Annotated in this window: 34 protein-coding genes; 2 read left to right on the plus strand and 32 right to left on the minus strand. The window is 68.1% G+C overall.

Features of this window, described 5'->3' with window-relative positions; translation table 11 throughout:
* Positions 1-58: 58 nt before the first annotated feature.
* The 28 genes from rplO to rfbB all read right to left on the minus strand — a co-directional run bounded on the left by rplO (position 59) and on the right by rfbB (position 17,584).
* Positions 59-511: a 50S ribosomal protein L15 gene (rplO, locus tag OP86_RS17665; RefSeq protein WP_030055836.1), complete on the minus strand. Its 453-nt coding sequence runs from the start codon at positions 509-511 to the stop codon at positions 59-61.
* A gap of 2 nt (positions 512-513) precedes the next feature.
* The gene (rpmD, locus tag OP86_RS17670) at positions 514-696 is read right to left on the minus strand and encodes a 50S ribosomal protein L30 (protein ID WP_030055835.1); all 183 of its coding nucleotides are present in this window, start codon (positions 694-696) and stop codon (positions 514-516) included.
* On the minus strand, positions 696-1,319 hold the full coding sequence (rpsE, locus tag OP86_RS17675) for a 30S ribosomal protein S5 (RefSeq protein ID WP_030055834.1): 624 nt from the start codon (positions 1,317-1,319) through the stop codon (positions 696-698). The genes rpmD and rpsE overlap by 1 nt, the downstream gene beginning before the upstream one ends.
* A 48-nt stretch (positions 1,320-1,367) precedes the next feature.
* The gene (gene rplR, locus OP86_RS17680; protein WP_030055833.1) at positions 1,368-1,751 is read right to left on the minus strand and encodes a 50S ribosomal protein L18; all 384 of its coding nucleotides are present in this window, start codon (positions 1,749-1,751) and stop codon (positions 1,368-1,370) included.
* A 3-nt stretch (positions 1,752-1,754) separates the two neighbouring features.
* Positions 1,755-2,294 (minus strand): 50S ribosomal protein L6, encoded by a 540-nt coding sequence (rplF, locus tag OP86_RS17685; RefSeq protein ID WP_030055832.1) that lies wholly within the window; start codon positions 2,292-2,294, stop codon positions 1,755-1,757.
* Between the two features lie 22 nt (positions 2,295-2,316).
* Positions 2,317-2,724: a 30S ribosomal protein S8 gene (rpsH, locus tag OP86_RS17690; RefSeq protein WP_030055831.1), complete on the minus strand. Its 408-nt coding sequence runs from the start codon at positions 2,722-2,724 to the stop codon at positions 2,317-2,319.
* 267 nt (positions 2,725-2,991) lie between these two features.
* Positions 2,992-3,177 (minus strand): type Z 30S ribosomal protein S14, encoded by a 186-nt coding sequence (locus tag OP86_RS17695; RefSeq protein ID WP_030055830.1) that lies wholly within the window; start codon positions 3,175-3,177, stop codon positions 2,992-2,994.
* A gap of 4 nt (positions 3,178-3,181) precedes the next feature.
* Complete coding sequence (gene rplE / locus OP86_RS17700; protein ID WP_030055829.1) at positions 3,182-3,751, minus strand: 50S ribosomal protein L5; 570 nt, start codon at positions 3,749-3,751, stop codon at positions 3,182-3,184.
* Positions 3,751-4,062: a 50S ribosomal protein L24 gene (gene rplX / locus OP86_RS17705; RefSeq protein WP_030055828.1), complete on the minus strand. Its 312-nt coding sequence runs from the start codon at positions 4,060-4,062 to the stop codon at positions 3,751-3,753. The genes rplE and rplX overlap by 1 nt, the downstream gene beginning before the upstream one ends.
* 15 nt (positions 4,063-4,077) lie before the next feature.
* Positions 4,078-4,449: a 50S ribosomal protein L14 gene (gene rplN / locus OP86_RS17710; protein WP_030055827.1), complete on the minus strand. Its 372-nt coding sequence runs from the start codon at positions 4,447-4,449 to the stop codon at positions 4,078-4,080.
* Between the two features lie 102 nt (positions 4,450-4,551).
* Positions 4,552-4,824 (minus strand): 30S ribosomal protein S17, encoded by a 273-nt coding sequence (gene rpsQ / locus OP86_RS17715; protein WP_030055826.1) that lies wholly within the window; start codon positions 4,822-4,824, stop codon positions 4,552-4,554.
* On the minus strand, positions 4,824-5,048 hold the full coding sequence (rpmC, locus tag OP86_RS17720) for a 50S ribosomal protein L29 (protein ID WP_030055825.1): 225 nt from the start codon (positions 5,046-5,048) through the stop codon (positions 4,824-4,826). Before rpmC ends, rpsQ begins: the two co-directional genes overlap by 1 nt.
* Positions 5,048-5,467 carry a 50S ribosomal protein L16 gene (gene rplP / locus OP86_RS17725; protein ID WP_030055824.1) on the minus strand — a complete coding sequence of 140 codons (420 nt, stop codon included), beginning with the start codon at positions 5,465-5,467 and terminating at the stop codon, positions 5,048-5,050. Before rplP ends, rpmC begins: the two co-directional genes overlap by 1 nt.
* Positions 5,468-5,472: 5 nt before the next feature.
* Entirely contained in the window at positions 5,473-6,297 is an 825-nt protein-coding gene (gene rpsC, locus OP86_RS17730) for a 30S ribosomal protein S3 (RefSeq protein ID WP_030055823.1), read from the minus strand.
* The gene (gene rplV / locus OP86_RS17735; RefSeq protein WP_030055822.1) at positions 6,297-6,644 is read right to left on the minus strand and encodes a 50S ribosomal protein L22; all 348 of its coding nucleotides are present in this window, start codon (positions 6,642-6,644) and stop codon (positions 6,297-6,299) included. Before rplV ends, rpsC begins: the two co-directional genes overlap by 1 nt.
* A 57-nt stretch (positions 6,645-6,701) precedes the next feature.
* Complete coding sequence (gene rpsS / locus OP86_RS17740) at positions 6,702-6,983, minus strand: 30S ribosomal protein S19 (protein WP_030055821.1); 282 nt, start codon at positions 6,981-6,983, stop codon at positions 6,702-6,704.
* Positions 6,984-6,994: 11 nt separating this feature from the next.
* On the minus strand, positions 6,995-7,831 hold the full coding sequence (gene rplB / locus OP86_RS17745) for a 50S ribosomal protein L2 (RefSeq protein WP_030055820.1): 837 nt from the start codon (positions 7,829-7,831) through the stop codon (positions 6,995-6,997).
* A gap of 43 nt (positions 7,832-7,874) precedes the next feature.
* Positions 7,875-8,195, minus strand: coding sequence for a 50S ribosomal protein L23 (rplW, locus tag OP86_RS17750; RefSeq protein ID WP_030055819.1), 321 nt, complete (start codon positions 8,193-8,195; stop codon positions 7,875-7,877).
* Complete coding sequence (gene rplD / locus OP86_RS17755; RefSeq protein WP_030055818.1) at positions 8,195-8,872, minus strand: 50S ribosomal protein L4; 678 nt, start codon at positions 8,870-8,872, stop codon at positions 8,195-8,197. The genes rplW and rplD overlap by 1 nt, the downstream gene beginning before the upstream one ends.
* Before the next feature lie 4 nt (positions 8,873-8,876).
* On the minus strand, positions 8,877-9,524 hold the full coding sequence (gene rplC, locus OP86_RS17760) for a 50S ribosomal protein L3 (RefSeq protein ID WP_030055817.1): 648 nt from the start codon (positions 9,522-9,524) through the stop codon (positions 8,877-8,879).
* Between the two features lie 14 nt (positions 9,525-9,538).
* Entirely contained in the window at positions 9,539-9,847 is a 309-nt protein-coding gene (rpsJ, locus tag OP86_RS17765) for a 30S ribosomal protein S10 (RefSeq protein ID WP_012785157.1), read from the minus strand.
* Positions 9,848-10,235: 388 nt separating this feature from the next.
* Positions 10,236-12,062, minus strand: a complete 1,827-nt coding sequence (locus OP86_RS17770; RefSeq protein WP_157849768.1) for a phospholipid carrier-dependent glycosyltransferase — start codon at positions 12,060-12,062, stop codon at positions 10,236-10,238.
* 212 nt (positions 12,063-12,274) lie between these two features.
* Complete coding sequence (locus tag OP86_RS17775) at positions 12,275-13,183, minus strand: glycosyltransferase family 2 protein (protein WP_106973443.1); 909 nt, start codon at positions 13,181-13,183, stop codon at positions 12,275-12,277.
* A gap of 4 nt (positions 13,184-13,187) precedes the next feature.
* Complete coding sequence (locus OP86_RS17780) at positions 13,188-13,586, minus strand: DUF2304 domain-containing protein (RefSeq protein WP_051830200.1); 399 nt, start codon at positions 13,584-13,586, stop codon at positions 13,188-13,190.
* On the minus strand, positions 13,583-14,272 hold the full coding sequence (locus OP86_RS17785; protein WP_030055813.1) for a glycosyltransferase family 2 protein: 690 nt from the start codon (positions 14,270-14,272) through the stop codon (positions 13,583-13,585). Before OP86_RS17785 ends, OP86_RS17780 begins: the two co-directional genes overlap by 4 nt.
* Positions 14,273-14,340: 68 nt before the next feature.
* Positions 14,341-15,666, minus strand: coding sequence for a lipopolysaccharide biosynthesis protein (locus OP86_RS17790; protein ID WP_199815225.1), 1,326 nt, complete (start codon positions 15,664-15,666; stop codon positions 14,341-14,343).
* An 8-nt stretch (positions 15,667-15,674) separates the two neighbouring features.
* Complete coding sequence (gene rfbD, locus OP86_RS17795) at positions 15,675-16,610, minus strand: dTDP-4-dehydrorhamnose reductase (RefSeq protein WP_078589267.1); 936 nt, start codon at positions 16,608-16,610, stop codon at positions 15,675-15,677.
* Positions 16,607-17,584, minus strand: coding sequence for a dTDP-glucose 4,6-dehydratase (gene rfbB / locus OP86_RS17800; RefSeq protein ID WP_030055811.1), 978 nt, complete (start codon positions 17,582-17,584; stop codon positions 16,607-16,609). The genes rfbD and rfbB overlap by 4 nt, the downstream gene beginning before the upstream one ends.
* A 91-nt stretch (positions 17,585-17,675) precedes the next feature.
* On the opposite strand from rfbB, the gene rfbA reads away from it, so the two are divergent.
* Together rfbA and rfbC are read left to right on the plus strand one after the other, a co-directional pair.
* Entirely contained in the window at positions 17,676-18,551 is an 876-nt protein-coding gene (gene rfbA, locus OP86_RS17805) for a glucose-1-phosphate thymidylyltransferase RfbA (protein WP_030259730.1), read from the plus strand.
* On the plus strand, positions 18,548-19,147 hold the full coding sequence (gene rfbC / locus OP86_RS17810) for a dTDP-4-dehydrorhamnose 3,5-epimerase (protein WP_030055809.1): 600 nt from the start codon (positions 18,548-18,550) through the stop codon (positions 19,145-19,147). The genes rfbA and rfbC overlap by 4 nt, the downstream gene beginning before the upstream one ends.
* An 86-nt stretch (positions 19,148-19,233) precedes the next feature.
* On the opposite strand, the gene OP86_RS32975 is transcribed toward rfbC, so the two are convergent.
* The 4 genes from OP86_RS32975 to fusA all read right to left on the minus strand — a co-directional run bounded on the left by OP86_RS32975 (position 19,234) and on the right by fusA (position 24,364).
* Positions 19,234-19,692, minus strand: a complete 459-nt coding sequence (locus tag OP86_RS32975; RefSeq protein WP_030055808.1) for a GtrA family protein — start codon at positions 19,690-19,692, stop codon at positions 19,234-19,236.
* Complete coding sequence (locus OP86_RS17820; protein WP_030259734.1) at positions 19,689-20,651, minus strand: glycosyltransferase family 2 protein; 963 nt, start codon at positions 20,649-20,651, stop codon at positions 19,689-19,691. Before OP86_RS17820 ends, OP86_RS32975 begins: the two co-directional genes overlap by 4 nt.
* Positions 20,652-20,846: 195 nt before the next feature.
* Positions 20,847-22,040 (minus strand): elongation factor Tu, encoded by a 1,194-nt coding sequence (gene tuf, locus OP86_RS17825; protein WP_030055805.1) that lies wholly within the window; start codon positions 22,038-22,040, stop codon positions 20,847-20,849.
* Positions 22,041-22,258: 218 nt separating this feature from the next.
* The gene (gene fusA / locus OP86_RS17830; protein WP_030055804.1) at positions 22,259-24,364 is read right to left on the minus strand and encodes an elongation factor G; all 2,106 of its coding nucleotides are present in this window, start codon (positions 24,362-24,364) and stop codon (positions 22,259-22,261) included.
* Positions 24,365-24,388 lie beyond the last annotated feature (24 nt).

A 24,388-nucleotide genomic window follows, 5' to 3' on the forward strand; every position in this document is an offset into this window, starting at 1 on the left:
GGCGTGAGCCCCGCACCTCCCGAAAGGAGGTGCGGGGCTCACGACTGAATCAGCGGGCTCAGACGAGCTCGGTGACCGTACCGCCGGCGGCGGTGATCTTCTCGGCGGCGGAGCCGGAGACGGCGTCGACCGTCACCTGCAGCGCGACCGAGATCTCGCCGGTGCCGAGCACCTTGACGAGGGAGTTCTTGCGAACCGCGCCCTTCGCGACCAGGTCCTCGACCGTGACCTCGCCACCCTGCGGGTAGAGCTCGGCCAGCTTGTCGAGGTTGACGACCTGGAACGTGATCTTGAACGGGTTCTTGAAGCCCTTCAGCTTCGGCAGGCGCATGTGGAGCGGCATCTGGCCACCCTCGAAGCGCTGCGGAACCTGGTAGCGGGCCTTCGTGCCCTTGGTACCACGACCGGCGGTCTTACCCTTGGAGCCCTCACCACGACCCACACGGATCTTGTCGGTCTTGGCACCCGGGGCGGGACGCAGGTTGTGGATCTTGATCGGGTTCTCGCCCATGATCAGTCCACCTCCTCAACCGTCACCAGGTGACGGACCGTGTGGGCCATCCCGCGGATCTCGGGACGGTCCTCCTTCACCACGACGTCGTGCATGCGCTTGAGACCAAGCGAACGCAGGGTGTCACGGTGGTTCTGCTTGCTGCCGATGTACGACTTGGTCTGCGTGATCTTCAGGCGAGCCATCAGGCGCTCACCCCAGCAGCACGCGCCCGCAGCAGAGCGGCGGGGGCCACGTCCTCCAGCGGCAGGCCACGACGGGCGGCGATCTCCTCGGGGCGCACGAGGCCCTTCAGAGCAGCCACGGTGGCGTGCACGATGTTGATCGCGTTGTCCGAGCCGAGCGACTTCGACAGGATGTCGTGAATGCCGGCGCACTCCAGGACGGCGCGCACCGGACCACCGGCGATAACACCGGTACCGGGGGCGGCGGGCTTCAGCAGCACGACGCCGGCGGCCTTCTCACCCTGGATCGGGTGCGGGATGGTGCCCTGGATACGGGGAACCTTGAAGAAGTTCTTCTTGGCCTCCTCAACACCCTTGGCGATGGCGGCCGGAACCTCCTTCGCCTTCCCGTAACCGACACCCACGGTGCCGTCACCGTCGCCCACCACGACCAGCGCGGTGAAGCTGAAACGACGACCACCCTTGACAACCTTGGCGACACGGTTGATCGCGACGACGCGCTCGACGTAAGCGGTCTTCTCGACGGCGGGGGCGTTGCCCCGGTCGTCACGCTTACGGTCGCGCCGCTCGCCACCGCCGGTGCCACCGCCGGCGCCGCTACCGCGGCGCTGGGGTCCAGCCATTGGAATTACCTCTCTCGTTAACGTCCGTCGACAGAGTCGACGAGCGGCTTAGAAGTCGAGCCCGGCCTCGCGAGCCGCGTCCGCCAGGGCGGCGATGCGGCCGGCGTACCGGTTGCCCGCGCGGTCGAAGACGACCGACTCGATGCCGGCAGCCTTGGCGCGCTCGGCGACCAGGCTCCCGACCTTCTTGGCCAGCTCGGTCTTGTCGCCCTCGGCGCCCTTGATGGACACGTCGAGGGTGGACGCCGACGCCAGGGTGTGACCCTTGGCGTCGTCGATGACCTGGGCGACCATGTGACGGTTCGAACGCGTCACGACGAGGCGCGGACGCACCTCGGTGCCGGTGACGCGCTTGCGAACCCGGATCGCGCGGCGCTTGCGAGCGGCGCTCTTGTAGGCGTTGCCCTTGCCGATCTTGACAGAGACACTCATCGCTTACTTACCACTCTTTCCGACCTTGCGGCGGATGACCTCGCCCGCGTACTTGACACCCTTGGCCTTGTACGGGTCGGGCTTGCGCAGCTTGCGGATCTTCGCGGCGACCTCGCCGACCTTCTGCTTGTCGATGCCGTCCACGTGGAACTTGGTGGCCGACTCGACGACGAAGGAGATGCCCTCGGGCGCCTCGACGAGGATCGGGTGGCTGTAGCCCAGCTGGAACTCCATGTCGGAGCCCTTCGCCAGAACTCGGTAGCCGACACCGCTGATCTCCAGCGACTTGCGGTAGCCCGCGGTCACGCCGGTGATCATGTTCGCCACCAGCGTGCGGGAAAGGCCGTGCAGGGCCTTCGACAGACGCTCGTCGTTGGGGCGGGTGACGAGCAGCGTGCCGTCCTCGCCCTTACCGATCTCGATCGGCGCGGCGACGACGTGGGTGAGGGAGCCCTTCGGGCCCTTCACCGAGACCGCCTGGCCATCGATGGTGACGTCCACGCCAGCGGGGACCTGGATGGGCAGCCGTCCAATGCGCGACATTGCTGTACCTCCGTTTCCCGAATTACCAGACGTAGGCGAGAACTTCTCCGCCTACGCCCTTCTTGGCGGCCTGCTTGTCGGTGAGGAGACCCGAAGACGTGGAGATGATCGCCACGCCCAGGCCGCCGAGCACCTTCGGCAGGTTGGTGGACTTTGCGTAAACGCGCAGACCCGGCTTGCTGATGCGCTTGATGCCGGCGATGGAGCGCTCACGGTTGGGGCCGAACTTGAGCTCGATGGTCAGCTTCTTGCCGACCTCGCCCTCGACGGGCTCCTCAACCTTGTAGGAGGAGATGTACCCCTCCTGCTGCAGGATCTCGGCGACGTGCGCCTTGATCTTGCTGGCCGGCATCGCCACGGAGTCGTGGTACGCCGAGTTCGCGTTACGCAGACGCGTGAGCATGTCTGCGATGGGGTCGGTCATGGTCATGATGGCCTCAGGCCTCTCTCGCCGCGGTTTCTCCGCGCCAGGTCCCCCTGCCGCACTCTTCCGAGTTCGTCAGGGGCACAAGCGCAGGGGACCTGCGACGTCGTAAGACTGGGTGCGAGCCCTCCCAGAAGAGGACCACGGACATCCATGGGGAAGCCGCGGCAGGGGGCCCGACCCCACTACCTTACGGGAATCCGTACGGCAGCCCAAAAACAGGCTGTGTGGGATCGGGCACCTCTGCTTCGCTGTGTGCCTAAAGCGCCTGGATTACCAGGAGCTCTTGGTCACGCCCGGCAGCTCGCCGCGGTGCGCCATCTCACGGAGGCAGACACGGCACAGGCCGAACTTGCGGTACACCGAGTGCGGACGGCCGCAGCGCTGGCACCGGGTGTAGGCCCGGACGCCGAACTTCGGCTTGCGCTCGGACTTCGCGATGAGGGACTTCTTCGCCATTGGCTCACGCCTCCTTGAACGGGAAGCCCAGAGCGCGCAGGAGCGCCCGACCCTCGTCGTCGGTCTGAGCGGTGGTCACGACGGTGATGTCCATACCGCGCGGACGGTCGACCTTGTCCTGGTCGATCTCGTGGAACATAACCTGCTCGGTCAGACCGAAGGTGTAGTTGCCACGGCCGTCGAACTGCTTCGGGGAGAGGCCACGGAAGTCACGGATACGCGGCAGGGCCAGCGACACCAGACGGTCCAGGAACTCCCACATGCGGTCACCGCGGAGGGTGACGTGCGTGCCGATCGGCTGGCCCTCACGCAGCTTGAACTGCGCGATGGACTTACGAGCCTTGGTCACGGCCGGCTTCTGACCGGTGATCGCGGTCAGGTCGCGGATCGCGCCCTCGATCAGCTTGCTGTCACGGGCAGCCTCGCCGACACCCATGTTGACGACGACCTTGACCAGGCCGGGCGTCAGCATGACGTTCTCGTACGAGAACTGCTCCTGCAGCTGACCCTTGATCTCGGAGTTGTAACGCTCCTTGAGACGGGGGGTCACCTTCTCAACAGTCGTCTCAGACATCAGATGTCCTCACCGGTTCGCTTGGCAACGCGGATCTTGTTGCCCTCGTCATCGAAGCGGTAGCCAACGCGGGTGACGACCTTCTTGCCGTCCTTCTCCACGACCAGCTGGACGTTGGAGACGTGCACCGGGGCCTCGACGGTGACGATGCCACCCTGAGTGCCCGGGCCCGGCTTGGTGTGCTTCTTGACCCGGTTCACACCCTCGACCAGGACCTTGTTCTCGGCGGGCATGGCCTGGATGACCTTGCCCTGCTTGCCGCGGTCCTTGCCGGTGATGACCTGAACCAGGTCACCCTTCTTGATCTTCATGCTGTTCGCCATGGGTTAGAGCACCTCCGGCGCAAGCGAGATGATCTTCATGAACTTCTTGTCGCGCAGCTCGCGGCCCACCGGGCCGAAGATGCGGGTACCGCGGGGGTCACCCTCGGTGTTCTTGAGGACGACGGCGGCGTTCTCGTCGAACCGGATGTACGAACCGTCGGGACGACGGCGCGACTTCACGGTACGGACGACGACGCACTTGACGACGTCACCCTTCTTCACCGAACCGCCGGGGATCGCGTCCTTGACGGTGGCGACGATGACGTCCCCGATACCGGCGTAGCGGCGACCGGAACCACCGAGAACGCGGATGCAAAGGATTTCCTTCGCGCCCGTGTTGTCGGCGACACGCAGTCGCGACTCCTGCTGGATCACAGCTTTCTCCTGATCGTCAACGAGAGCTGACGGGCCGGCCGCTGCTCACACCAGCGCCCGCAAGGGGCCTGATGCACATACGGCCGTACCGCATCAACTTCGTTACTTGGCCTTCTCGAGGATCTCGACGACGCGCCAGCGCTTCGTCGCGGACAGCGGGCGGGTCTCCGCGAGGAGGACCCGGTCGCCGATGCCGCAGGCGTTCGCCTCGTCGTGCGCCTTCAGCTTGTTCGTACGGCGGATGACCTTGCCGTACAGAGCGTGCTTGACGCGGTCCTCGACGGCGACGACGACGGTCTTGTCCATCTTGTCGCTGACGACGAGACCCTCACGGGTCTTGCGGAAACCGCGCGTCTCGTTGGTGTTCTCAGTCATCAGGCGTTCTCCACCGTCTCGATGCCCAGCTCGCGCTCGCGCATCAGGGTGTAGATCCGCGCGATGTCCTTACGGACGAGCTTGAGCCGTCCGTGGTTGTCGAGCTGCCCGGTCGCCGCCTGGAAGCGGAGGTTGAACAGCTCCTCCTTGGCCTCACGGAGCTTGGCAACGAGACCCTCGTTGTCCAGCTCGCGAAGCTCAGCAGCCTTGGTGCCGGCCGACATCAGCTCTCACCTGCCTCGCGCCGGATGATCCGGCACTTCATCGGGAGCTTGTGAGCTGCGCGGGTCAGCGCCTCACGAGCCACCTTCTCGTTGGGGTACGACAGCTCGAACATGACCCGACCCGGGTGCACGTTCGCGATCCACCACTCGGGCGAACCCTTACCGGAACCCATGCGGGTCTCGGCCGGCTTCTTGGTGAGCGGACGGTCCGGGTAGATGTTGATCCAGACCTTGCCGCCACGCTTGATGTGACGGGTGACGGCGATACGAGCGGACTCGATCTGCCGGTTCGTCACGTAGGCCGGGGTGACGGCCTGGATGCCGTACTCGCCGAACGCGAGCTCGGTGCCACCCTTGGCAGCGCCGCGGCGCTTCGGGTGGTGCTGCTTGCGGTGCTTGACCCGACGGGGGATCAGCATTGGAGTCAGGCCTCCGTTCCGGTGTTCTCGGCAGCCGGAGCCTCGGCGACCGGGGCCGCGGGGGCCTCGGCAGCGGCGGGGCGACGGCCGCGGCCACCGCGCTCGCCACCACGGCGCTCGCCACCGCGGGCGGGACGACCACCCTCGGGACGGGCCGGGCGGTTGCCCGAGCGGGCAGCGGCGTTCTCAGCGCGGACCTCGGCGATGTTCTTGACGTCGCCCTTGTAGATCCAGACCTTCACACCGATGCGGCCGAAGGTCGTCTTGGCCTCGAAGAAGCCGTAGTCGACGTTCGCGCGCAGGGTGTGCAGCGGCACACGGCCCTCGCGGTAGAACTCCGAACGGCTCATCTCGGCGCCGCCGAGACGACCGGAGCACTGGACCTTGATGCCCTTGGCGCCGGACTTCATGGTGCCCTGCATCGACTTGCGCATGGCACGGCGGAAGGAGACGCGGGAGGACAGCTGCTCCGCGACGCCCTGAGCCACGAGCTGGGCGTCCAGCTCGGGGTTCTTGACCTCGAGGATGTTCAGCTGGACCTGCTTGCCGGTCAGCTTCTCGAGGTCGCCGCGGATGCGGTCGGCCTCGGTGCCACGGCGACCGATGACGATGCCGGGACGGGCGGTGTGGATGTCAACGCGGACGCGGTCGCGGGTGCGCTCGATCTCGACCTTGGAGATGCCGGCGCGCTCCATGCCCTTCGTCATCATGCGACGAATGGCAACGTCTTCCTTGACGTAGTCCTTGTACAGCTTGTCGGCGTACCAGCGGGACTTGAAGTCCGTGCTGATGCCGAGGCGGAACCCGTGCGGGTTAACCTTCTGGCCCATTACCGGGTCCCTTCCTTGCTGCTGACGACCACGGTGATGTGGCTGGTCCGCTTGCGGATCCGGTAGGCACGACCCTGGGCACGCGGACGGAACCGCTTCAGGGTCGGGCCCTCGTCAACGTACGCCTCGCTGATGACGAGGTCGTCCACGTTGGAGTGGTTGTAGTTGTGCGCGGCGTTGGCAATGGCGCTGTCGAGCACCTTGCCGACCGGCACGGTGGCGGCCTGCGGAGCGAAACGCAGGACGGCCTGGGCCTCCGTGGCCGGCAGGCCACGGATGAGGTCCACCACGCGGCGGGCCTTCATGGGCGTGACGCGGATGTACCGCGCCTGGGCCCTGGCTTCCATGGTTGTCCCCTTAATGGAGTAAGTCATTGAGTCGTTCTGGCGGTGAAGCTCAGGCGACTAGCGACGCTTCGACTTGCGGTCGTCCTTGACGTGGCCGCGGAAGGTGCGGGTCGGAGCGAACTCGCCCAGCTTGTGGCCGACCATCGACTCGGTGACGAACACCGGGACGTGCTTGCGACCATCGTGAACCGCGATCGTGTGGCCGAGCATGGCCGGGAAGATCACGGAGCGACGGGACCAGGTCTTGATGACGTTCTGGGTACCCGCCTCGTTCTGCGCGTCCACCTTCTTGAGAAGGTGGCCGTCGATGAAGGGGCCCTTCTTGAGACTGCGCGGCATCTGACCTGCTCCTAGCGCTTCTTGTTGGTCTTGCGGCGGCGCACGATGAGGGCGTTCGAAGCCTTCTTCGGGCTACGAGTGCGACCCTCCTTCTGGCCCCACGGCGAGACCGGGTGGCGACCACCAGAGGTCTTACCCTCACCACCACCGTGCGGGTGGTCGATCGGGTTCATGGCGACACCACGCACGGTCGGGCGGACGCCCTTCCAGCGCATACGGCCGGCCTTGCCCCAGTTGATGTTCGACTGCTCGGCGTTGCCGACCTCGCCGACGGTGGCGCGGCAGCGCGCGTCGACCAGGCGGATCTCACCGGAGGGCATGCGCAGGTGCGCCATCTTGCCCTCACGCGCGAGCAGCTGAATGCCGGACCCGGCGGAGCGGGCCAGCTTGGCGCCGCCACCGGGACGCAGCTCCACCGCGTGGATGGTGGTACCGACCGGGATGTTGCGCAGCGGCAGGTTGTTGCCCGGCTTGATGTCGGCGCCAGCGCCGTTCTCGATCCGGTCACCCTGCGCGATGCCGCGCGGCGCGATGATGTAGCGCTTCTCGCCGTCCGCGTAGTGCAGGAGCGCGATGCGCGCGGTGCGGTTCGGGTCGTACTCGATGTGCGCGACCTTGGCCGGCACGCCGTCCTTGTCGTGACGACGGAAGTCGATCACGCGGTAGGCGCGCTTGTGGCCGCCACCCTGGTGGCGAACGGTGATCCGACCGGCGTTGTTACGGCCGCCCTTGCTGTGCAGGGGGCGAACCAGCGACTTCTCCGGCGTGGACCGCGTGATCTCTACGAAGTCGGCCACGCTGGAGCCACGACGGCCCGGCGTAGTCGGCTTGTACTTGCGGATGCCCATTTGGCTCTCTCGTCCTCGTCCTTATCGACGATCACGATCTCCGTTAGGAGACCGGACCACCGAAGATGTCGATGCGGTTGCCCTCGGCCAGCGTCACGATGGCGCGCTTGGTGTCCTTGCGCTTGCCAAAGCCCGTCTTGGAGCGCTTGCGCTTGCCCTGACGGTTGATCGTGTTGACAGCCTCGACCTTGACCGAGAAGACCGCCTCGACGGCCTGCTTGATCTGGGTCTTGTTGGCGCCCGGCGACACGATGAACGTGTACTTGTTCTCGTCGAGAAGGCTGTAGCTCTTCTCGGAGATGACCGGCTTCACCAGGACGTCACGGGGGTCCGTGAACGTCTTGCTCGTGATCTCTGCAGCCATCAGGCGGCGCTCCCTTCGAGCTCGCCCTCAGCAGCCACGGCCTTGGCGGACGCGGCGGGACCCGCCACGAAACGCTCGAAGGCGGCCTGGGTGAAGACCACATCGTCGGAGACGAGCACGTCGTAGGTGTTCAGCTGACCGGCGTCCAGGATGTGCACGTGCGGCAGGTTGCGAGCGGACTTCAGGCCCAGCTCGTCCTCGCGCTCGACGACCAGGAGGACGTTCTTGCGCTCGGTGATCTTGCCGAACAGGCTCTTGGCGGCCTTGGTCGACGGCGCCTCGGTCGCGGTCACGCCGGTGACGACGTGGATGCGGTTGTGGCGGGCCCGGTCGGTGAGCGCACCGCGCAGAGCGGCGGCGATCATCTTCTTCGGGGTCCGCTGCGAGTAGTCGCGCGGCACGGGACCGTGCACGACGCCACCGCCGGCGAACTGCGGCGCACGGGTCGAGCCCTGACGGGCGCGGCCGGTGCCCTTCTGGCGGTACGGCTTCTTGCCGCCACCGCGGACCTCGGCACGAGTCTTGGTCTTGTGGGTGCCCTGACGGGCCGCAGCGAGCTGCGCCACGACGACCTGGTGCATCAGCGGAACGCTGACCTTCGCGTCGAAGATCTCGGCCGGCAGCTCGAGGCTGCCGGTCTTGTCGCCCGAGGGCGACAGGATGTCAATGGTGCTCATATCCTCACAGCCCCTTCGCCGCGGTGCGGACGAGGACGAGGCCGCCGTTCGGGCCCGGGATTGCGCCCTTGATCAGGAGCAGCCCCTTCTCCGCGTCAACGGCATGGATGGTCAGGTTCTGGGTGGTCACACGCTCGTGGCCCATCCGGCCGGCCATCCTCACGCCCTTGAACACGCGACCCGGGGTGGCGCAGCCACCGATCGAGCCGGGCGAGCGGTGCTTGCGCTGCACACCGTGACCGGCGCCGAGGCCCCGGAAGTTGTGGCGCTTCATGACACCGGCGAAGCCCTTGCCCTTGGAGGTGCCGGTCACGTCGACCTTGACACCCGCCTCGAACAGCTCCGCGGTGATCTCCTGGCCGAGGGTGTACTCGGACGCGTCCGACGTACGGAGCTCGACCAGGTGGCGACGCGGGGTGACACCGGCCTTGGCGAAGTGGCCCGCGAGGGGCTTGTTCACCTTGCGGGGGTCGATCTCGCCGAAGCCGATCTGGACGGCGTCGTAGCCGGCCGGGCTGTCGGCGGTGTGGACCTGGGTCACGACATTGGGCCCAGCCTTGACGACGGTCACCGGGACGACCCGGTTGTTCTCGTCCCAGACCTGGGTCATGCCGAGCTTCTCGCCCAGGATGCCCTTAATCTGCTTAGCCATCTTCGGTGCGCCTCTCAGAGCTTGATCTCGATGTCGACGCCCGCCGGCAGGTCGAGACGCATCAGCGAGTCAACCGTCTTCGGCGTGGGGTCGAGGATGTCGATCAGACGCTTGTGAGTACGCATCTCGAAGTGCTCGCGCGAGTCCTTGTACTTGTGCGGCGAGCGGATGACGCAGTACACGTTCTTCTCAGTGGGCAGCGGCACCGGGCCCGCGACCTGCGCACCAGTACGAATCACCGTCTCGACGATCTTCTTCGCCGAGGAGTCGATGACCTCGTGGTCGTAGGCCTTGAGCCGGATGCGGATCTTCTGTCCCGCCATGGCTACTCAGTAGTCCTTTGTCCTTGGTCACTTCACGACCCTCTCCGACCCCCGCGCTCGGGCGTGTCGCCTTCGCGCTTGCAAAAAACCGGCGAAATAACTCGTCGGCTTCGAACTTCGGGGTGGGGAGCCGGGCCGAGGCCCCGCATACGCTTCCCGGAAGATTCCCGTACTTTCGCCCCGCAGCTGCCGTGGCGTAGAACTCACGCTTGACGGCCATCACGGGAACGACGAGTACGTGGGACTCGCTTCCGGTCCTCCCGGCGGGAGGCGCGCAGCATCGGCACTCAACCGAGCAACTTGGACATACTGCCACATGGAGCAGCCCGGATGCCAATCGGGGCCGGTGAGGTGCTCCTCACCGGCCCCGACGGGGTGATCGCGCGGGTCAGTCCCTGCGCCAGAGGACCCAGCCGTGTTCCTTGCTGTGCTTCGCGACGTGCCAGCCCGGCAGCGGCTTCGGCCAGCTGGCCTCCGGCGCGACGTCCTGGCCGACCGCCACCAGCATCGCGGTGGCCTGCTCCGGCGGGTTGTTCCCGCCCTTGACGTTGTCGGTCCAGACCCGGCCCCAGTAGACCTCGTAGGCCAGTGCCATCCGGGTGCCCCAGTCGAGGTCCCAGTCCAGGATCAGGTTGTCGCCCTTGCGCAGCCCGGCCTCCTTGACCAGGCCGACGGCCGGGTACTTGCGGAACGTGGCGTGCGGCTCGGAGATGTTGTTGGTGACCGCGACGGTCGCGTAGGCGGCGAAGACCGTCACGCAGCCGACCACGGCGGCGACCACCCGGCGCCCGCCGGCCACCCGCAGCAGCAGGCAGGCGGCCAGCACCGCCAGCGCGCCGACGGTCGTCCGGCCCATGTGCAGGTTGTCCCAGGACGAGGCCAGGAACATCGCGTCCGGCACCGTCCACGGCAGGGCCCAGTCCTTGAGCTCCCGGCCCGCGTACGCGGTGACGGACACCTGGATGATCCCGATCACCGCCGTGCCGGCCAGCGCCGTCCACAGCAGCGTCCGCGTCCCGGCCCGGAACAGCGCGGCCAGGCCGACCACCAGGAACAGCGGCACCAGCACCGCGCAGTACCGGGCGTAGACCCAGTTGTCGACCCGGTCGGTGTCCGCCAGGCCGGCCGCCGAGGCCAGCGCGGTGCCGAACAGCATGGCGATCATGCAGAAGGCCACCACGCGGTCGGCCACCGTGAACCGGCGGCGGAACACGGCCACCACGCACAGCACGAAGGCGATCGCCCCGAAGCCGTACGTGGAGGTCATGAAGTACCAGAGCTGCCCGAAGGTGCGGGCGATGATCGTGCCGATGTACTTGCTGTCCTCAAGGTTGTCGAAGACCTTGTTGCCGACGGTGCTCGGCGGCACGTCCTTGAACTGGTTCTCGACGAAGCCGGCCAGCAGCTTGGCCCCCAGGACGGACACCCCGAGCCCACCGAGCCCGGCCAGCGAGGAGAGCCGCGGCGCCCAGCCGACGGCCAGCACCACGAGCAGGGCCAGCGCGGTCAGCGCCACCACCACGCCGCCGCGGTCGTGGGTGGCCATCGTGTAGCCGGCCGCCAGGCCCATCGCCACCGCGTGCAGCGAGCGGCGGCGGAAGGAGCCGGGCGAGAGCCAGCCGTGCATCGTGACGAGCCAGGCCAGCAGGAGCACCGGGAGGACGGTGTCCGACATGACGAACTGGGAGTAGAAGATCACCGGCGGCACCAGCGCCACGGCGGTCGCCGACAGGTAGGCGTGCGTCCGGGACAGGCCGAGCCGGCGCGCGGCCACGAAGGCCAGCGGGAAGACCAGCGCGTTGAGCACCGCGTTGATGCCCATGATCAGGTGGTACGCGGTCGCCGGGTTGTCGGCGATCCGCAGCGCCGGCGAGATCAGCAGCGGGTACCCGCCGGGGATGACCACGCCGACGGGCATCTCGGTGGTCGGCCGGCCGGCCAGCACTCTCGCTATCACGAGGTACGAGTCCTCGTCCGCGTGCACCGAGGGGAAGTAGTTGTGGATCGACAGCACCAGCCGGAACGCCGTCTGCCCGAGGTAGCCCAGCAGCAGTGCCGTCGGCCAGAACCAGCGGTGGGCGGCGAGCGCCCGCAGCCGGACCAGTGCGGCCGGGGGCTGCGCCGGGCTGACGGCCGCGTTCCCACCGCCGTCCTCCCCCGGCCTCCGCCCGTCGGGCGCTTGGGCAGAGTCGATCAGCGGCTGCACCGGGGACACTTCCCTACTTGTGTGAATTGACGATCTCGTCATGGCCGTCTCAGTGCGGCGTCGCGAGCTCCGGCTCGCCCCCACCGCTCTTCGGATCGCATCGGCAGTCTGCCACGCGCCGTTCGGCCGCGGCCAGCGCAGCCGGCCCTCGCAGACGACAACGACCGGCCCCGGAACGGCGGTTCACCTCTCGGTGCCGCGCCCGGAGCCGGTCGTACGGCTCAGCCCTCGTGCCGCTGCCCGGCGGTCAGCGCGTGCCGGAACAGCACCTTGGCGCCGTCCCGCTGACCGCGGCGCAGCGCGCCCGGCAGCATGGTCAGCGCGTGCAGCCGGGAGGCGCTGCGGAACCGGGCCGCGCGGGCGGCCTTGGGCCAGCCCCGGGCGTCCATCCGCTCCGCCACGGCGTTGAAGTACCGCTCCGCCTCGGTGAACCGGGTGCCGGAGAAGGCCTGCACCGAGGACTCGCTCACCGCGTGCCGACGGTACTGGAAGACGACCGTGGTGTTGTCCACGATCATCTGCTCACCGCGCTCCAGCAGGTCGACGACCAGGGCCAGGTCCTGGATCACCGAGTACTCGTCGCGGAAGTTGACGGCGCGCAGTGCCTCGCCCCGCCAGCAGATCGACGGGAAGTAGAGCCAGTTGCCGCGCAGCACGCTCGCCGCGAGCTCCTCGCCGCCCATCAGGCGCCGGCCCTTGACGGTCGGGGCGTAGATCCGCTCCTTCACGTTGTCGGCCAGGCCGGATCCGGGCGTGCCGTTGCCGTCGATCACCTCGACGCCCGGCTGCACCATGCCCACGTCCGGGTTGTCGCGCAGGATGGCCCGGACGGTCTCCAGGTAGTGCGGGTGCAGCAGGTCGTCGCAGCCCATGATGACCACGTGGTCGGCCCGGGACAGCTCCACGCACTTCTGGAAGTTCTTGGTGATGCCGAGGTTCTGCTCGTTGCGCTGGTAGTGCACCCGGTCGTCGCCGAGCGCGGCGAACCAGCCCGGGACCTCCGGCTCCTTGCCGTCGTCGATGACGGTCAGCCGGAAGTCCCCGTCGGTCTGCGCGAGGATGCTGCGGACCGCCGCCTGCATCAGCGCCACGTCGCCGTAGTACGGCAGCATGAACTCGAAGGTCGCCACCGGATCAGGCCTTGCTGCGGTCGACCGGGGCCGAGACCGGCAGGTCCAGGTCGAAGCGCTCCTCGTTCAGCCGGGCGCCCTCGTTGATCGCCACGGTGCGCGCGAGGTCGGTGAGCTTCTTCTCCAGCGAGCGGAAGCGCAGGAAGGTGTTCAGGGTCAGGAAGCCCATCGCCAGCACCATGCCGTACAGCACCAGGTCGGTGCCACGGCCGACGCCCATCTGGTGGGCGAGCCAGGTCACGTCGGTCGGGCGCAGCACCGCGTAGATGTTCACGACCACGAAGACCGAGAACGCGATCCGCTTCCAGGCGCGGGTGTTGGCACGGTCCCAACGCCGGATGAACATGAAGGCGAGAGTGACCGAGCCGAGAATGAGAACCAGCTGGATCCAGAAGAATTTCATCGGCGGCTACGCTCCCGCAGCGAGATGTCGAAGATGATGTTGACGCCGTTGATCAGGGACTGACCCTTGGCGCGTGAGTAGTCGGTGTACAGGATGTCCACCGGGAGCTCGGCGACCCGCAGGTCGGAGCCGGCCAGGAAGCTGACGATCTCCGAGGCGTGCGCCATGCCGTTCATGGTGATCCGCAGGCGGCCGGCGGCCTCGCGGTTCAGCACCCGCAGCCCGTTGTGGGCGTCGGTCAGCTTGAGCTTGCGCGCCGTCGGGCTGACGGTCGCCGCGGTCCGCAGGACGACCCGCTTGATCCACGGCACCTGGCCGTTCTGCTCGATGAAGCGCGAGCCGAGGACCACGTCGGTCTCGCCCTCGCGCAGCAGCGCCACCATCTTCTCGACGTCGGCGGTCTGGTGCTGGCCGTCCGCGTCGAAGGTGGCGAAGTACTTGGCGTCGGGCTGCGCCAGGGCGTAGGCGAGGCCGGTCTGCAGCGCCGCACCCTGCCCGAGGTTGACCGGGTGACGCACCAGGTGAGCACCCGTGCTCATGATGTGCTTGGCCGAGTCGTCACCGCTGCCGTCATCGACCACCACGATGTTCGGGAACGTCTTTCGCGCCCCCTCCACAACGTCGGCGATCACCTGGCCCTCGTTGTAGGCCGGGATCACCAGCCAAACATCGTCGTACTGGGACACGGAGGCTCCATGAATGGGGTCTGGCCCGCGCTGCTGCGCGGCGATCTGAAGATGGGGGGCGGACACGGTCATTCACCGGCCGTCCGGCTGCTCAACACCGCGGCGTCCTGGTCGCCCGACTGCTGGACAAGGCCTGCGGAGCTCGTCGCCGTACGGGCGAAACTCTGCCTCAGGACCGCCAGCATACCGACGACGGTGGCCACGGAACCGGCCGCGTAGGCCAGGATCACGCGGGTGGACACCTCCCCCGGCAGGAAGGTCACCCCCGCGAGGACCGCGGTGCCGACCGCCCAGCAGAGCAGCTGGAGGTTGTGTCGCTTGAATACCATCAACGCCTGGCCGAGCACCATCGCGAACATGTACGCCACGGTTCCGGCGGACAACCAGAAGAAGTCGAGGCAGCCGAGCACCGGCTTCGCCCCGAACAGCACCTGGATCAGCCAGGGGCCGAGGGCGACGGCGGGGATTCCGCCGAGCAGCCCGAGCAGGCCCACCACCGCACCGATCCGGCGGAGCATACCGGTGAACGCGGCCCGGTCCCCCACCGCGATCGCCGCGGAGAGGCCGTTGAGCAGCGAGGCCTGCAGCGAGCCGAAGACGAACAGCGGCACCCGGGCCAGCACCAGCGCGTTGAGCAGGGCGGCGATCAGCGCGGACTCGGTGGGCGCGAGCAGCTTGGTGCTCACCACGGCGGCGTTGACCACGACCTGCGAGAGCAGGGTCGAGCAGATCAGCAGGCCCAGGCCGGAGCAGAGCTCGGACCAGCCGACCTGCTCACCGGGCTTGACCGCGCGCAGCAGCGGGGGCAGCGTGGCGATCGTGGCCAGGATCGGCGCGACGGCCAGGATCAGGCTGAACGCGAGCGCCGAGTGCACCCCGGCCGCGCCGAAGCCGAAGGCCAGGCCGATCCGCAGACCGCCGTCCAGCCCCAGCTGGGTGCCGTACGCCCCGAAGCGGCCGAGGCCGGCCAGGACGCCGCGGGTGAGGTAGCAGACCGCCATGCCGGTGAACGCACCGCCGAGCGCCAGCACCAGCGAGCGGTCGCCGTGGAACATCGCCCGGGCGATCGGGCCGGAGGCGGCGCCGAGGACGAGCAGGGTCGCGCCGAGGATCCCGCCGGTGAGCAGGGTCGCCCGGCGCAGCACCGGTGCGGCGCCGTGGCCGAGCGCCGCGCGCGCGGAGACGATCCGGGTGAGTTCCTGCTCGATCGGGAAGAAGACGCCGATGCCGACGGACATCACGATCGTCCACAGCAGGGAGACGTTCGCCATGTCGTCGACCGACAGGCTGTGGCCCGCCACCCCGAGGTGGATGTAGGAGGCGGCGCCCAATACGACGGTGCCGCCGGCCACCGCCAGGGTTCCCGGCGGTAGCGCGGCAGCGACCTTCGTCAACGCTTTCTTCACTGAGGTCTGTCGCTCTCGGTGCTCCGGGCCGTGGCGGCCAGTTCGGCGAAGACGGGCTGGTCCAGGGCCTCGGCCAGCATGGCCCGCCACTCGGGCAGCGGCGCCAGCCCGGCGGCGGCCCAGCGGTCGTGGGCCAGCACGCTGAAGGCGGGGCGGACGGCCGGGCGGACGAACGCCTCCGAGGTGGTGGGGCGGATCCGCTCCGGGTCGAGCCCGCTCAGCGCGTAGGTCTCGCGGGCCAGCCCGCACCAGGTGGTCCGGCCGCTCGCGGTGCCGTGGTAGACCCCGGCCGGGGCCTCGCCGGCGAGTGCGGCGCGGCCGAGCTCGACCAGGCGGCCGGCGAGCGCGTACGACCAGGTCGGCTGGCCGTGCTGGTCGTCGACGACGTCCAGGGTGTCCCGCTGGGCGGCCAGCTTGAGCATGGTGGCCACGAAGTTCGGGCCGTGCTCGCCGTACAGCCAGGCGGTGCGCACCACGTAGCCGTGCTCGGGGAGGAGCTCGGCGACGGCCTGCTCCCCCACCAGCTTGCTGCGGCCGTACGCGTTGACCGGCGCGGTCGGGGCGTCCTCCGGGCAGGGCTCGGTGGCGTCGCCCGGGAGGACGTAGTCGGTGGAGACGTGCAGCAGCCGGGCGCCGGTCTTGGCGCAGGCCGCGGCCAGGTGGCGCACGCCGGTGCCGTTGACGGCGGTGGCGGCGTCCTCCTCGGTCTCCGCACCGTCGACGTTCGTCCACGCGGCGCAGTTGACCACGAGGTCGTGGCCGTCGACGGCGGCCTGCACGGCCGCCGCGTCGGTGATGTCGAGGTCGGCCCGGCGCAGCGCGGTGACCTCGGCGGTCGGGTCGGCGGCGAGCACCGCCAGCAGGTCCCGCCCGAGCATCCCGGCCGCGCCGGTGACCAGCCAGCGCACCCGGCCGGTGGCGTTCGCGGTCACTTCGCCAGGGCCGCCTTCTGCTTCAGCGGCTCCCACCAGGCGCGGTTCTCGCGGTACCAGGCGATGGTCGCGGCGAGGCCGTCCTCGAAGCGGACCTGCGGCTCGTAGCCGAGCTCCTCGCGGATCTTGCTGATGTCGATCGAGTAGCGCAGGTCGTGGCCCTTGCGGTCCTCGACGTGCTCGACCATGTCCCAGCCCGCGCCGGCGGCCTCCAGCAGCAGGCCGGTCAGCTCCTTGTTGGTGGCCTCGGTGCCGCCGCCGATGTTGTACACCTCACCCGCGCGGCCGCCGCGCATGACCAGCTCGATGCCCCGGCAGTGGTCGGAGACGTGCAGCCAGTCGCGGACGTTGCCACCGTCGCCGTACAGCGGCACCTTCTTGCCGTCGATCAGGTTGGTGGTGAACAGCGGGATGACCTTCTCCGGGAACTGGTAGTGCCCGTAGTTGTTGGAGCAGCGGGTCACCACGACGTCCATGCCGTGGGTGCGGTGGTACGCCAGCGCCAGCAGGTCGGAGGAGGCCTTGGAGGCCGAGTACGGGGAGTTCGGCTCCAGCGGCCAGGTCTCCGTCCAGGAGCCCTCGCTGATCGAGCCGTACACCTCGTCGGTGGAGATGTGCACGAAGCGGCCGACGCCGTGCTTGCGGGCGGCGTCCAGGAGGACCTGGGTGCCCACGACGTTGGTCAGCACGAACGGGCCCGCACCGGCGATCGACCGGTCGACGTGGGACTCGGCGGCGAAGTGCACGACGACGTCGTGGCCCGCCATGACCTGGTCGACGGCGTCGACATCGCAGATGTCGCCCTGGACGAAGGTGTAGCCCTGGTGGTCGGCCACCGGGGCCAGGTTCTCCAGGACGCCCGAGTAGGTGAGCTTGTCAAAGACGGTGATCCGGGCGCTCTCGTCCGCTCCGAGGAGCTGACGGACGAACTCCGAACCAATGAATCCGGCGCCGCCGGTCACGAGGATGCGCATAATGCGCGTAGTCTACCGCCGCCCGAGCGGCCTCCCGCCCCGCCCCCCACCGGCCCCCACCGGCCCCCGGGTTCTCGAATAAGGTGCACCCATGCGTGGAATCCTCCTGGCCGGCGGCACCGGCTCACGGCTGTGGCCCTTGACCCGAGCGGTGTCGAAGCAGCTCCTCCCGGTCTTCGACAAGCCGATGATCTACTACCCCCTCTCGACCCTGGTGATGGCCGGGATAAGTGAAATCCTGATCATCACCACCCCGAACGACCGGGACCAGTTCGAACGGCTGCTGGGTGACGGTTCCCAGTTCGGCCTGAAGCTCCAGTACGCCGTCCAGGAGAAGCCCGAGGGCATCGCCCAGGCCTTCGTGCTCGGCGCGGACTTCATCGGCGACGAGCCGGTGGCCCTCATCCTCGGCGACAACATCTTCCACGGCAGCGGCCTCGGCACCGCCCTGACCGAGCACTCGGACATCAAGGGCGGCCGGGTCTTCGCCTACCCGGTGGCCGACCCGACCGCGTACGGCGTGGTCGAGTTCGACGAGAGCGGCCAGGTCATCTCCATCGAGGAGAAGCCGACCGAGCCCAAGTCCCGCTACGCCGTCCCCGGCCTGTACTTCTACGACAACCGGGTCGTCGAGATCGCCCGCAACCTGAAGCCCAGCGCCCGCGGCGAGCTGGAGATCACCGCCGTCAACGACGCGTACCTGCGCACCGGCGACCTGCACGTCACGATCCTCGACCGCGGCACCGCCTGGCTGGACACCGGCACCTTCGTGTCGATGGTCCAGGCCTCGGAGTTCGTCCGGGTCATCGAGGAGCGCCAGGGCTTCAAGATCGGCTGCATCGAGGAGGCGGTCTGGCGGGCCGGCCTGATCGACGACGCGCAGCTGCGCGAGCTCGCCGAGCCGCTGCTGAAGAGCGGCTACGGCCAGTACCTGGTGACCCTGCTCGACGAGGCGGCCGCCCAGTGAAGTTCCGTGAACTCTCCATCGAGGGCGCCTTCGAGATCACCCCTCAGGTGCACGGCGACGCCCGCGGCCACTTCACCGAGTGGTACCGCTTCGACCTGCTCGCCGAGGTCGTCGGCCACCCGCTGAACCTGGCTCAGGCCAACCTGTCGCTCTCCGCCAAGGACGTCGTCCGCGGCATCCACTTCGCGGACGTCCCGCCCGGCCAGGCCAAGTACGTCGCCTGCACCCGCGGCGCGGTGCTCGACGTCATCGTGGACCTGCGGGTCGGCTCGCCGACGTTCGGGAAGTGGGAGGGCGTCCGCCTGGACGACACCGAGCGCAAGGCCGTCTACATCCCCGAGGGCCTCGGCCACGGCTTCTGCGCGCTCACCGACGACGCGACGCTGACCTACCTCTGCTCGGCGACGTACAACCCGACCGGCGAGCACGGCGTGCACCCGCTGGACCCGGACCTCGGCATCGAGTGGCCGGCCGAGGCCCCGCAGCTGTCGGCCCGCGACGCGGTCGCGCCGTCGCTCGCGGAGGCCCTCGCCGGCGGTCTGCTGCCGGACTACGAGGCCTGCAAGGCCTACACGGAGTCGCTGAAGCAGCAGTAACGGCAAGGCCCGGAACCGACGGAGGGGACGCGTGCAGCGGCACGCGTCCCCTCCGTCGTCATTGCCGGCCGCCCGGCCGGTCGTGGTCAGCGCTTCCGGAAGACCCAGACCTTGAGGAGGACGAACCGGGCCACCGTGGCGAGGCCGTTCGCCACCACCAGCCCGGTCACCTCGACCACCCGGGACGCGTGCGGCACCGCCGCGTCGAGCAGCGCCAGGGCGCCGCTGCTCAGGCCCAGCCCGATCAGGAACGCGACCGCGCCCTGGAGTTGGTGGCGCACCGCGCCGTCCGAGCCGGTGATGCCGAAGGTGAAGCGGCGGTTGGCCGCGGTGTTGGCCACCGCACTGACGGCCAGCGCGACCAGGTTGGCCACCTGCGAGGAGGCGGCCAGGCGCAGGAGGACGAACAGCGCCAGGTAGAAGAGCGTGCTCAGCACGCCGATGACCAGGAACGACGGCAGTTGGCGCCGCATCCCGGGCGAGCCGGCGGCCTGTCCGTCGTGCTCGTCGTGCTCGCCCCGGTCCGTGGAGAGGATCTCGTTCACTCGCCCGTCCCGTACCGGTCCTGCTCCTCGGCCGAGTCGTAGCCGACGAAGTAGGCCGGCCGCGCCTGGACCGCCGAGTAGATCCGGCCGACGTACTCGCCGAGCAGGCCGACGCAGACCAGCTGGACGGCACCGAGGAACAGCATCCCTATGAACAGCGAGGACCAGCCGGGCACGGTGGAGCCGACCGCGTACGCGATCGTGGTGTAGAGCGCCAGCGCGATGCAGACCAGGAAGCTGAACAGCCCGAGCCAGGTGGCCAGCCGCAGCGGGGACGCGGAGAAGTTGGTGACGCTGTCCAGCGCGAGCCGGATCATCTTGGACAGCGGGTAGTGGGTGCTGCCGGCGACCCGCTCCTCGCGGACGTAGACCACCTCGCCGCTGGGGAATCCCAGCCACGGCACCAGCAGCCGGTAGACCGGCTGGTGCTCGGGCATCGCCTTGAGCGCGTCCACCGCGGCCCGGCTGAGCAGTCGGTAGTCGCCGGCCTGGTTGGGCATCCGCTTGCCGACCAGCTTGCGCATCAGCCAGTAGTACGCCCCGGCGGTCTGCCGCTTGAAGAAGGTGTCGGTGCCGCGGTCGCCGCGGACGCCGTAGACGATGTCGAGGTGCTGCTCGCGGGCGAGCGCCAGCATCTCGGGGATCTTCTCCGGCGGGTCCTGCAGGTCGGCGTCGATGGAGACGACGTAGTCGCCGAAGGCCCGGTGGATGCCGGCGGTGAGCGCGGCCTGGTGCCCGGAGTTGCGGGCGAAGCGGACGATGCGGAACTCCGGCCAGTCCTGGCGGATCTTCTGCATCAGCACCGGCGTCGCGTCGGTGCTGCCGTCGTCGACGCCGACCACCTCGTAGGCGACGTCGAGCCCGTCGAGGATCGGCCGCAGCCGCTCGACCGTCAGCGGGAGCGCCTCCTGCTCGTTGTAGATCGGCATCACGACCGACAACAGCGGTGCGGTTGACATGCGTTGGGTCCCACTTTCCGCGACGGCGGGAGCTTGTTGGTGGCCTGACCATAACAGTCACCGATGAGCGGCCGGTGAAAGGTGGCGCGCTCCCGTGAGGGCCACCTGAAGGAACGCCGAAGGGCCCCGCGCACCGAGCGGTGTGCGGGGCCCTTCGGACTCAGCCTGTACGAGGCAGGCAGGTCAGAGCATCAATTACTTGATGATCTTGGTGACCTGGCCGGCGCCGACGGTGCGGCCACCCTCACGGATGGCGAACTTCAGGCCCTCCTCCATGGCGATCGGCTGGATCAGCGCGACCGTCATGGCGGTGTTGTCGCCCGGCATGACCATCTCGGTGCCCTCGGGGAGGGTCACGACGCCGGTCACGTCCGTGGTACGGAAGTAGAACTGCGGGCGGTAGTTGTTGAAGAACGGGGTGTGGCGGCCACCCTCGTCCTTCGACAGGATGTACGACTGGGCCTCGAAGTCGGTGTGCGGCGTGACCGAACCCGGCTTGATGATGACCTGGCCGCGCTCGACGTCCTCGCGCTTGATGCCACGGAGCAGCAGACCGACGTTCTCACCGGCCTGGCCCTCGTCGAGCAGCTTGCGGAACATCTCGATGCCGGTGACCGTGGTGGTGGTCTTGGTCTCCTTGATGCCGATGATGTCGACAGTCTCGTTGACCTTGAGGATGCCACGCTCGATACGACCGGTGACGACGGTGCCACGACCGGTGATCGTGAAGACGTCCTCGATCGGCATCAGGAACGGCTGGTCCACGGCGCGAGCCGGGGTCGGGATGCTCTCGTCGACAGCCTTCATCAGGCCGAGGAGCTTCTCGCCCCACTCCTTGTCGCCCTCCAGCGCCTTCAGCGCGGAGACGCGGACGACCGGCAGGTCGTCGCCCGGGAACTCGTACTCGCTGAGGAGCTCGCGGACCTCGAGCTCGACGAGCTCCAGGATCTCCTCGTCGTCCACCATGTCGGCCTTGTTCAGGGCGACGACGATGTACGGAACGCCGACCTGGCGGGCCAGGAGGACGTGCTCCTTGGTCTGCGGCATCGGGCCGTCGGTGGCGGCGACCACCAGGATGGCGCCGTCCATCTGGGCGGCACCGGTGATCATGTTCTTGATGTAGTCAGCGTGACCCGGGCAGTCGACGTGCGCGTAGTGACGGTCCTCGGTCTGGTACTCGACGTGCGCGATCGAGATGGTGATACCGCGCTGACGCTCCTCCGGGGCCTTGTCGATCTGGTCGAACGGCGTGAAGGGGTTCAGGTCCGGGTACGCGTCGTGCAGCACCTTGGTGATGGCCGCGGTCAGCGTGGTCTTGCCGTGGTCGATGTGACCAATGGTGCCGATGTTGACGTGGGGCTTCGTCCGCTCGAACTTCGCCTTCGCCACTGAGTCCTCCTGAGGACAGTTCCTGTACGCCGTGCTGACGTCAGTTGGTCTTGATCGGGCTGGGTCCGTGGTGCCGGAAGCACCTCGTACCGTCCCGCGGGTAGGGGCCGGAGGCCCCGGGAGGATCCGTCCGGATCCTCCCGGGTCGCCTCCTAATAGCCTAAGGGGTCGGAATCATCCCGAATGTCGGACTGATCCCGAGGCCGGCAGAGCCGAACCTACTCGCCCTTGGCCTTGGCGATGATCTCCTCAGCCACGGCCTTGGGGACCTCGGCGTACGAGTCGAACTGCATCGAGTAGCTGGCGCGACCAGAGGTCTTGCTGCGCAGGTCACCGACGTAGCCGAACATCTCGGAGAGGGGCACCAGCGCCGTGACGACGCGGGCACCGTGACGCTCGTCCATGGACCGGATCTGGCCACGGCGAGAGTTGATGTCGCCGATCACATCGCCCATGTAGTCCTCGGGCGTGGTGACCTCGACGGCCATCATCGGCTCGAGAAGGACCGGCTTGGCCTTCTTCGCGCCTTCCTTGAAGGCCATCGAGCCGGCGATCTTGAACGCGAGCTCCGAGGAGTCGACGTCGTGCGACGCACCGTCGAGCAGCGTGACGCGGACACCCTGCAGCGGGTAGCCGGCGAGCACACCGAACTCCATGGCCTCCTGGCAACCGGCGTCGACCGAAGGGATGTACTCCTTCGGCACGCGGCCACCGGTGACCTTGTTCACGAACTCGTAGCCCTCGGCCTGCTCGAGCGGCTCGATCGCGATCTGGATCTTCGCGAACTGGCCCGAACCACCGGTCTGCTTCTTGTGCGTGTAGTCGATGCGCTCGACGGCCGAACGGATCGTCTCGCGGTACGCGACCTGCGGCTTGCCGACGTTGGCCTCGACCTTGAACTCACGCTTCATACGGTCGACCAGCACCTCAAGGTGCAGCTCGCCCATACCCGCGATGATGGTCTGGCCGGTCTCCTCGTCCGTGTTGACCTGGAAGGACGGGTCCTCCTCGGCGAGACGCTGGATGGCGACACCCAGCTTCTCCTGGTCACCCTTGGACTTGGGCTCGATGGCGACGCGGATGACCGGGGCCGGGAAGTCCATGGACTCCAGGATGACCGGGTTCTTCTCGTCGGCCAGCGTCTCACCGGTGGTGGTCTGCTTCAGGCCCATGACGGCGACGATGTCGCCGGCGCCCACCGACTCGATCTCCTCACGCTTGTTCGCGTGCATGCGGTAGATCTTGCCGATGCGCTCCTTCTTGCCCTTCACGGCGTTCAGCACCGAGGTGCCGGACTCCAGGCGACCGGAGTAGATCCGGACGAAGGTGAGCTTGCCCAGGTGGGGGTCGGACATGATCTTGAACGCCAGCGCAGCCAGCGGCTCGTCGTCCGAAGCCTTACGGGAGATCTTGGTCTCCGGGTCGTTCGGCTTGGTGCCCTCGATGGACTCGATGTCCAGCGGCGACGGCAGGTACTTGACGACCGCGTCGAGCAGGGGCTGAACGCCCTTGTTCTTGAAGGCGGTACCGCAGAAGATCGGGGTGAAGTCCGAGTTCAGGGTGCCCTTGCGGATCGCGTCCTGCAGCAGCTCGACCGGGATGTCCTCGCCCTCAAGGGCGAGCTCCATGATCTCGTCGCTGACGTTCGAGACGGTGTCGATCAGCGTCTCGCGGTACTCCTCGGCCTGCTCCTGCAGCTCGGCCGGGATGTCGACGATGTCGTACATCTCGCCCTTGGCGGCCTCGGCCGACCAGACCAGCGCCTTCATGCGGACAAGGTCGACAACGCCCTTGAAGTCCGACTCGGCACCGATCGGGAGCTGCATGACCAGCGGGGTGGCGCCGAGGCGGTCCACGATGGTCTGCACGCAGAAGAAGAAGTTCGCGCCCGTGCGGTCCAGCTTGTTGATGAAGCAGATGCGCGGGACGCCGTAGCGGTCAGCCTGCCGCCACACGGTCTCGGACTGGGGCTCGACACCGGCGACACCGTCGAACACCGTCACGGCACCGTCGAGGACGCGCAGCGAACGCTCCACCTCGACGGTGAAGTCGACGTGACCCGGGGTGTCGATGATGTTGATGGTGTGGTCGGCGTCGTCGACCGTCCAGTGACAGGTCGTCGCGGCCGACGTGATCGTGATGCCGCGCTCCTGCTCCTGCTCCATCCAGTCCATGGTGGCAGCGCCATCGTGGACCTCACCGATCTTGTACGAGACACCGGTGTAGAACAGGATCCGCTCGGTGGTGGTGGTCTTGCCCGCGTCGATGTGCGCCATGATCCCGATGTTGCGGACCTTGGCGAGGTCAAGGGAGGTTGCAGCCATGGTGGCTCGTTCTCTCTCTGTCTA

It is taken from the genome of Streptomyces novaecaesareae (assembly GCF_000716875.1).
Taxonomy (GTDB): domain Bacteria; phylum Actinomycetota; class Actinomycetes; order Streptomycetales; family Streptomycetaceae; genus Kitasatospora; species Kitasatospora novaecaesareae.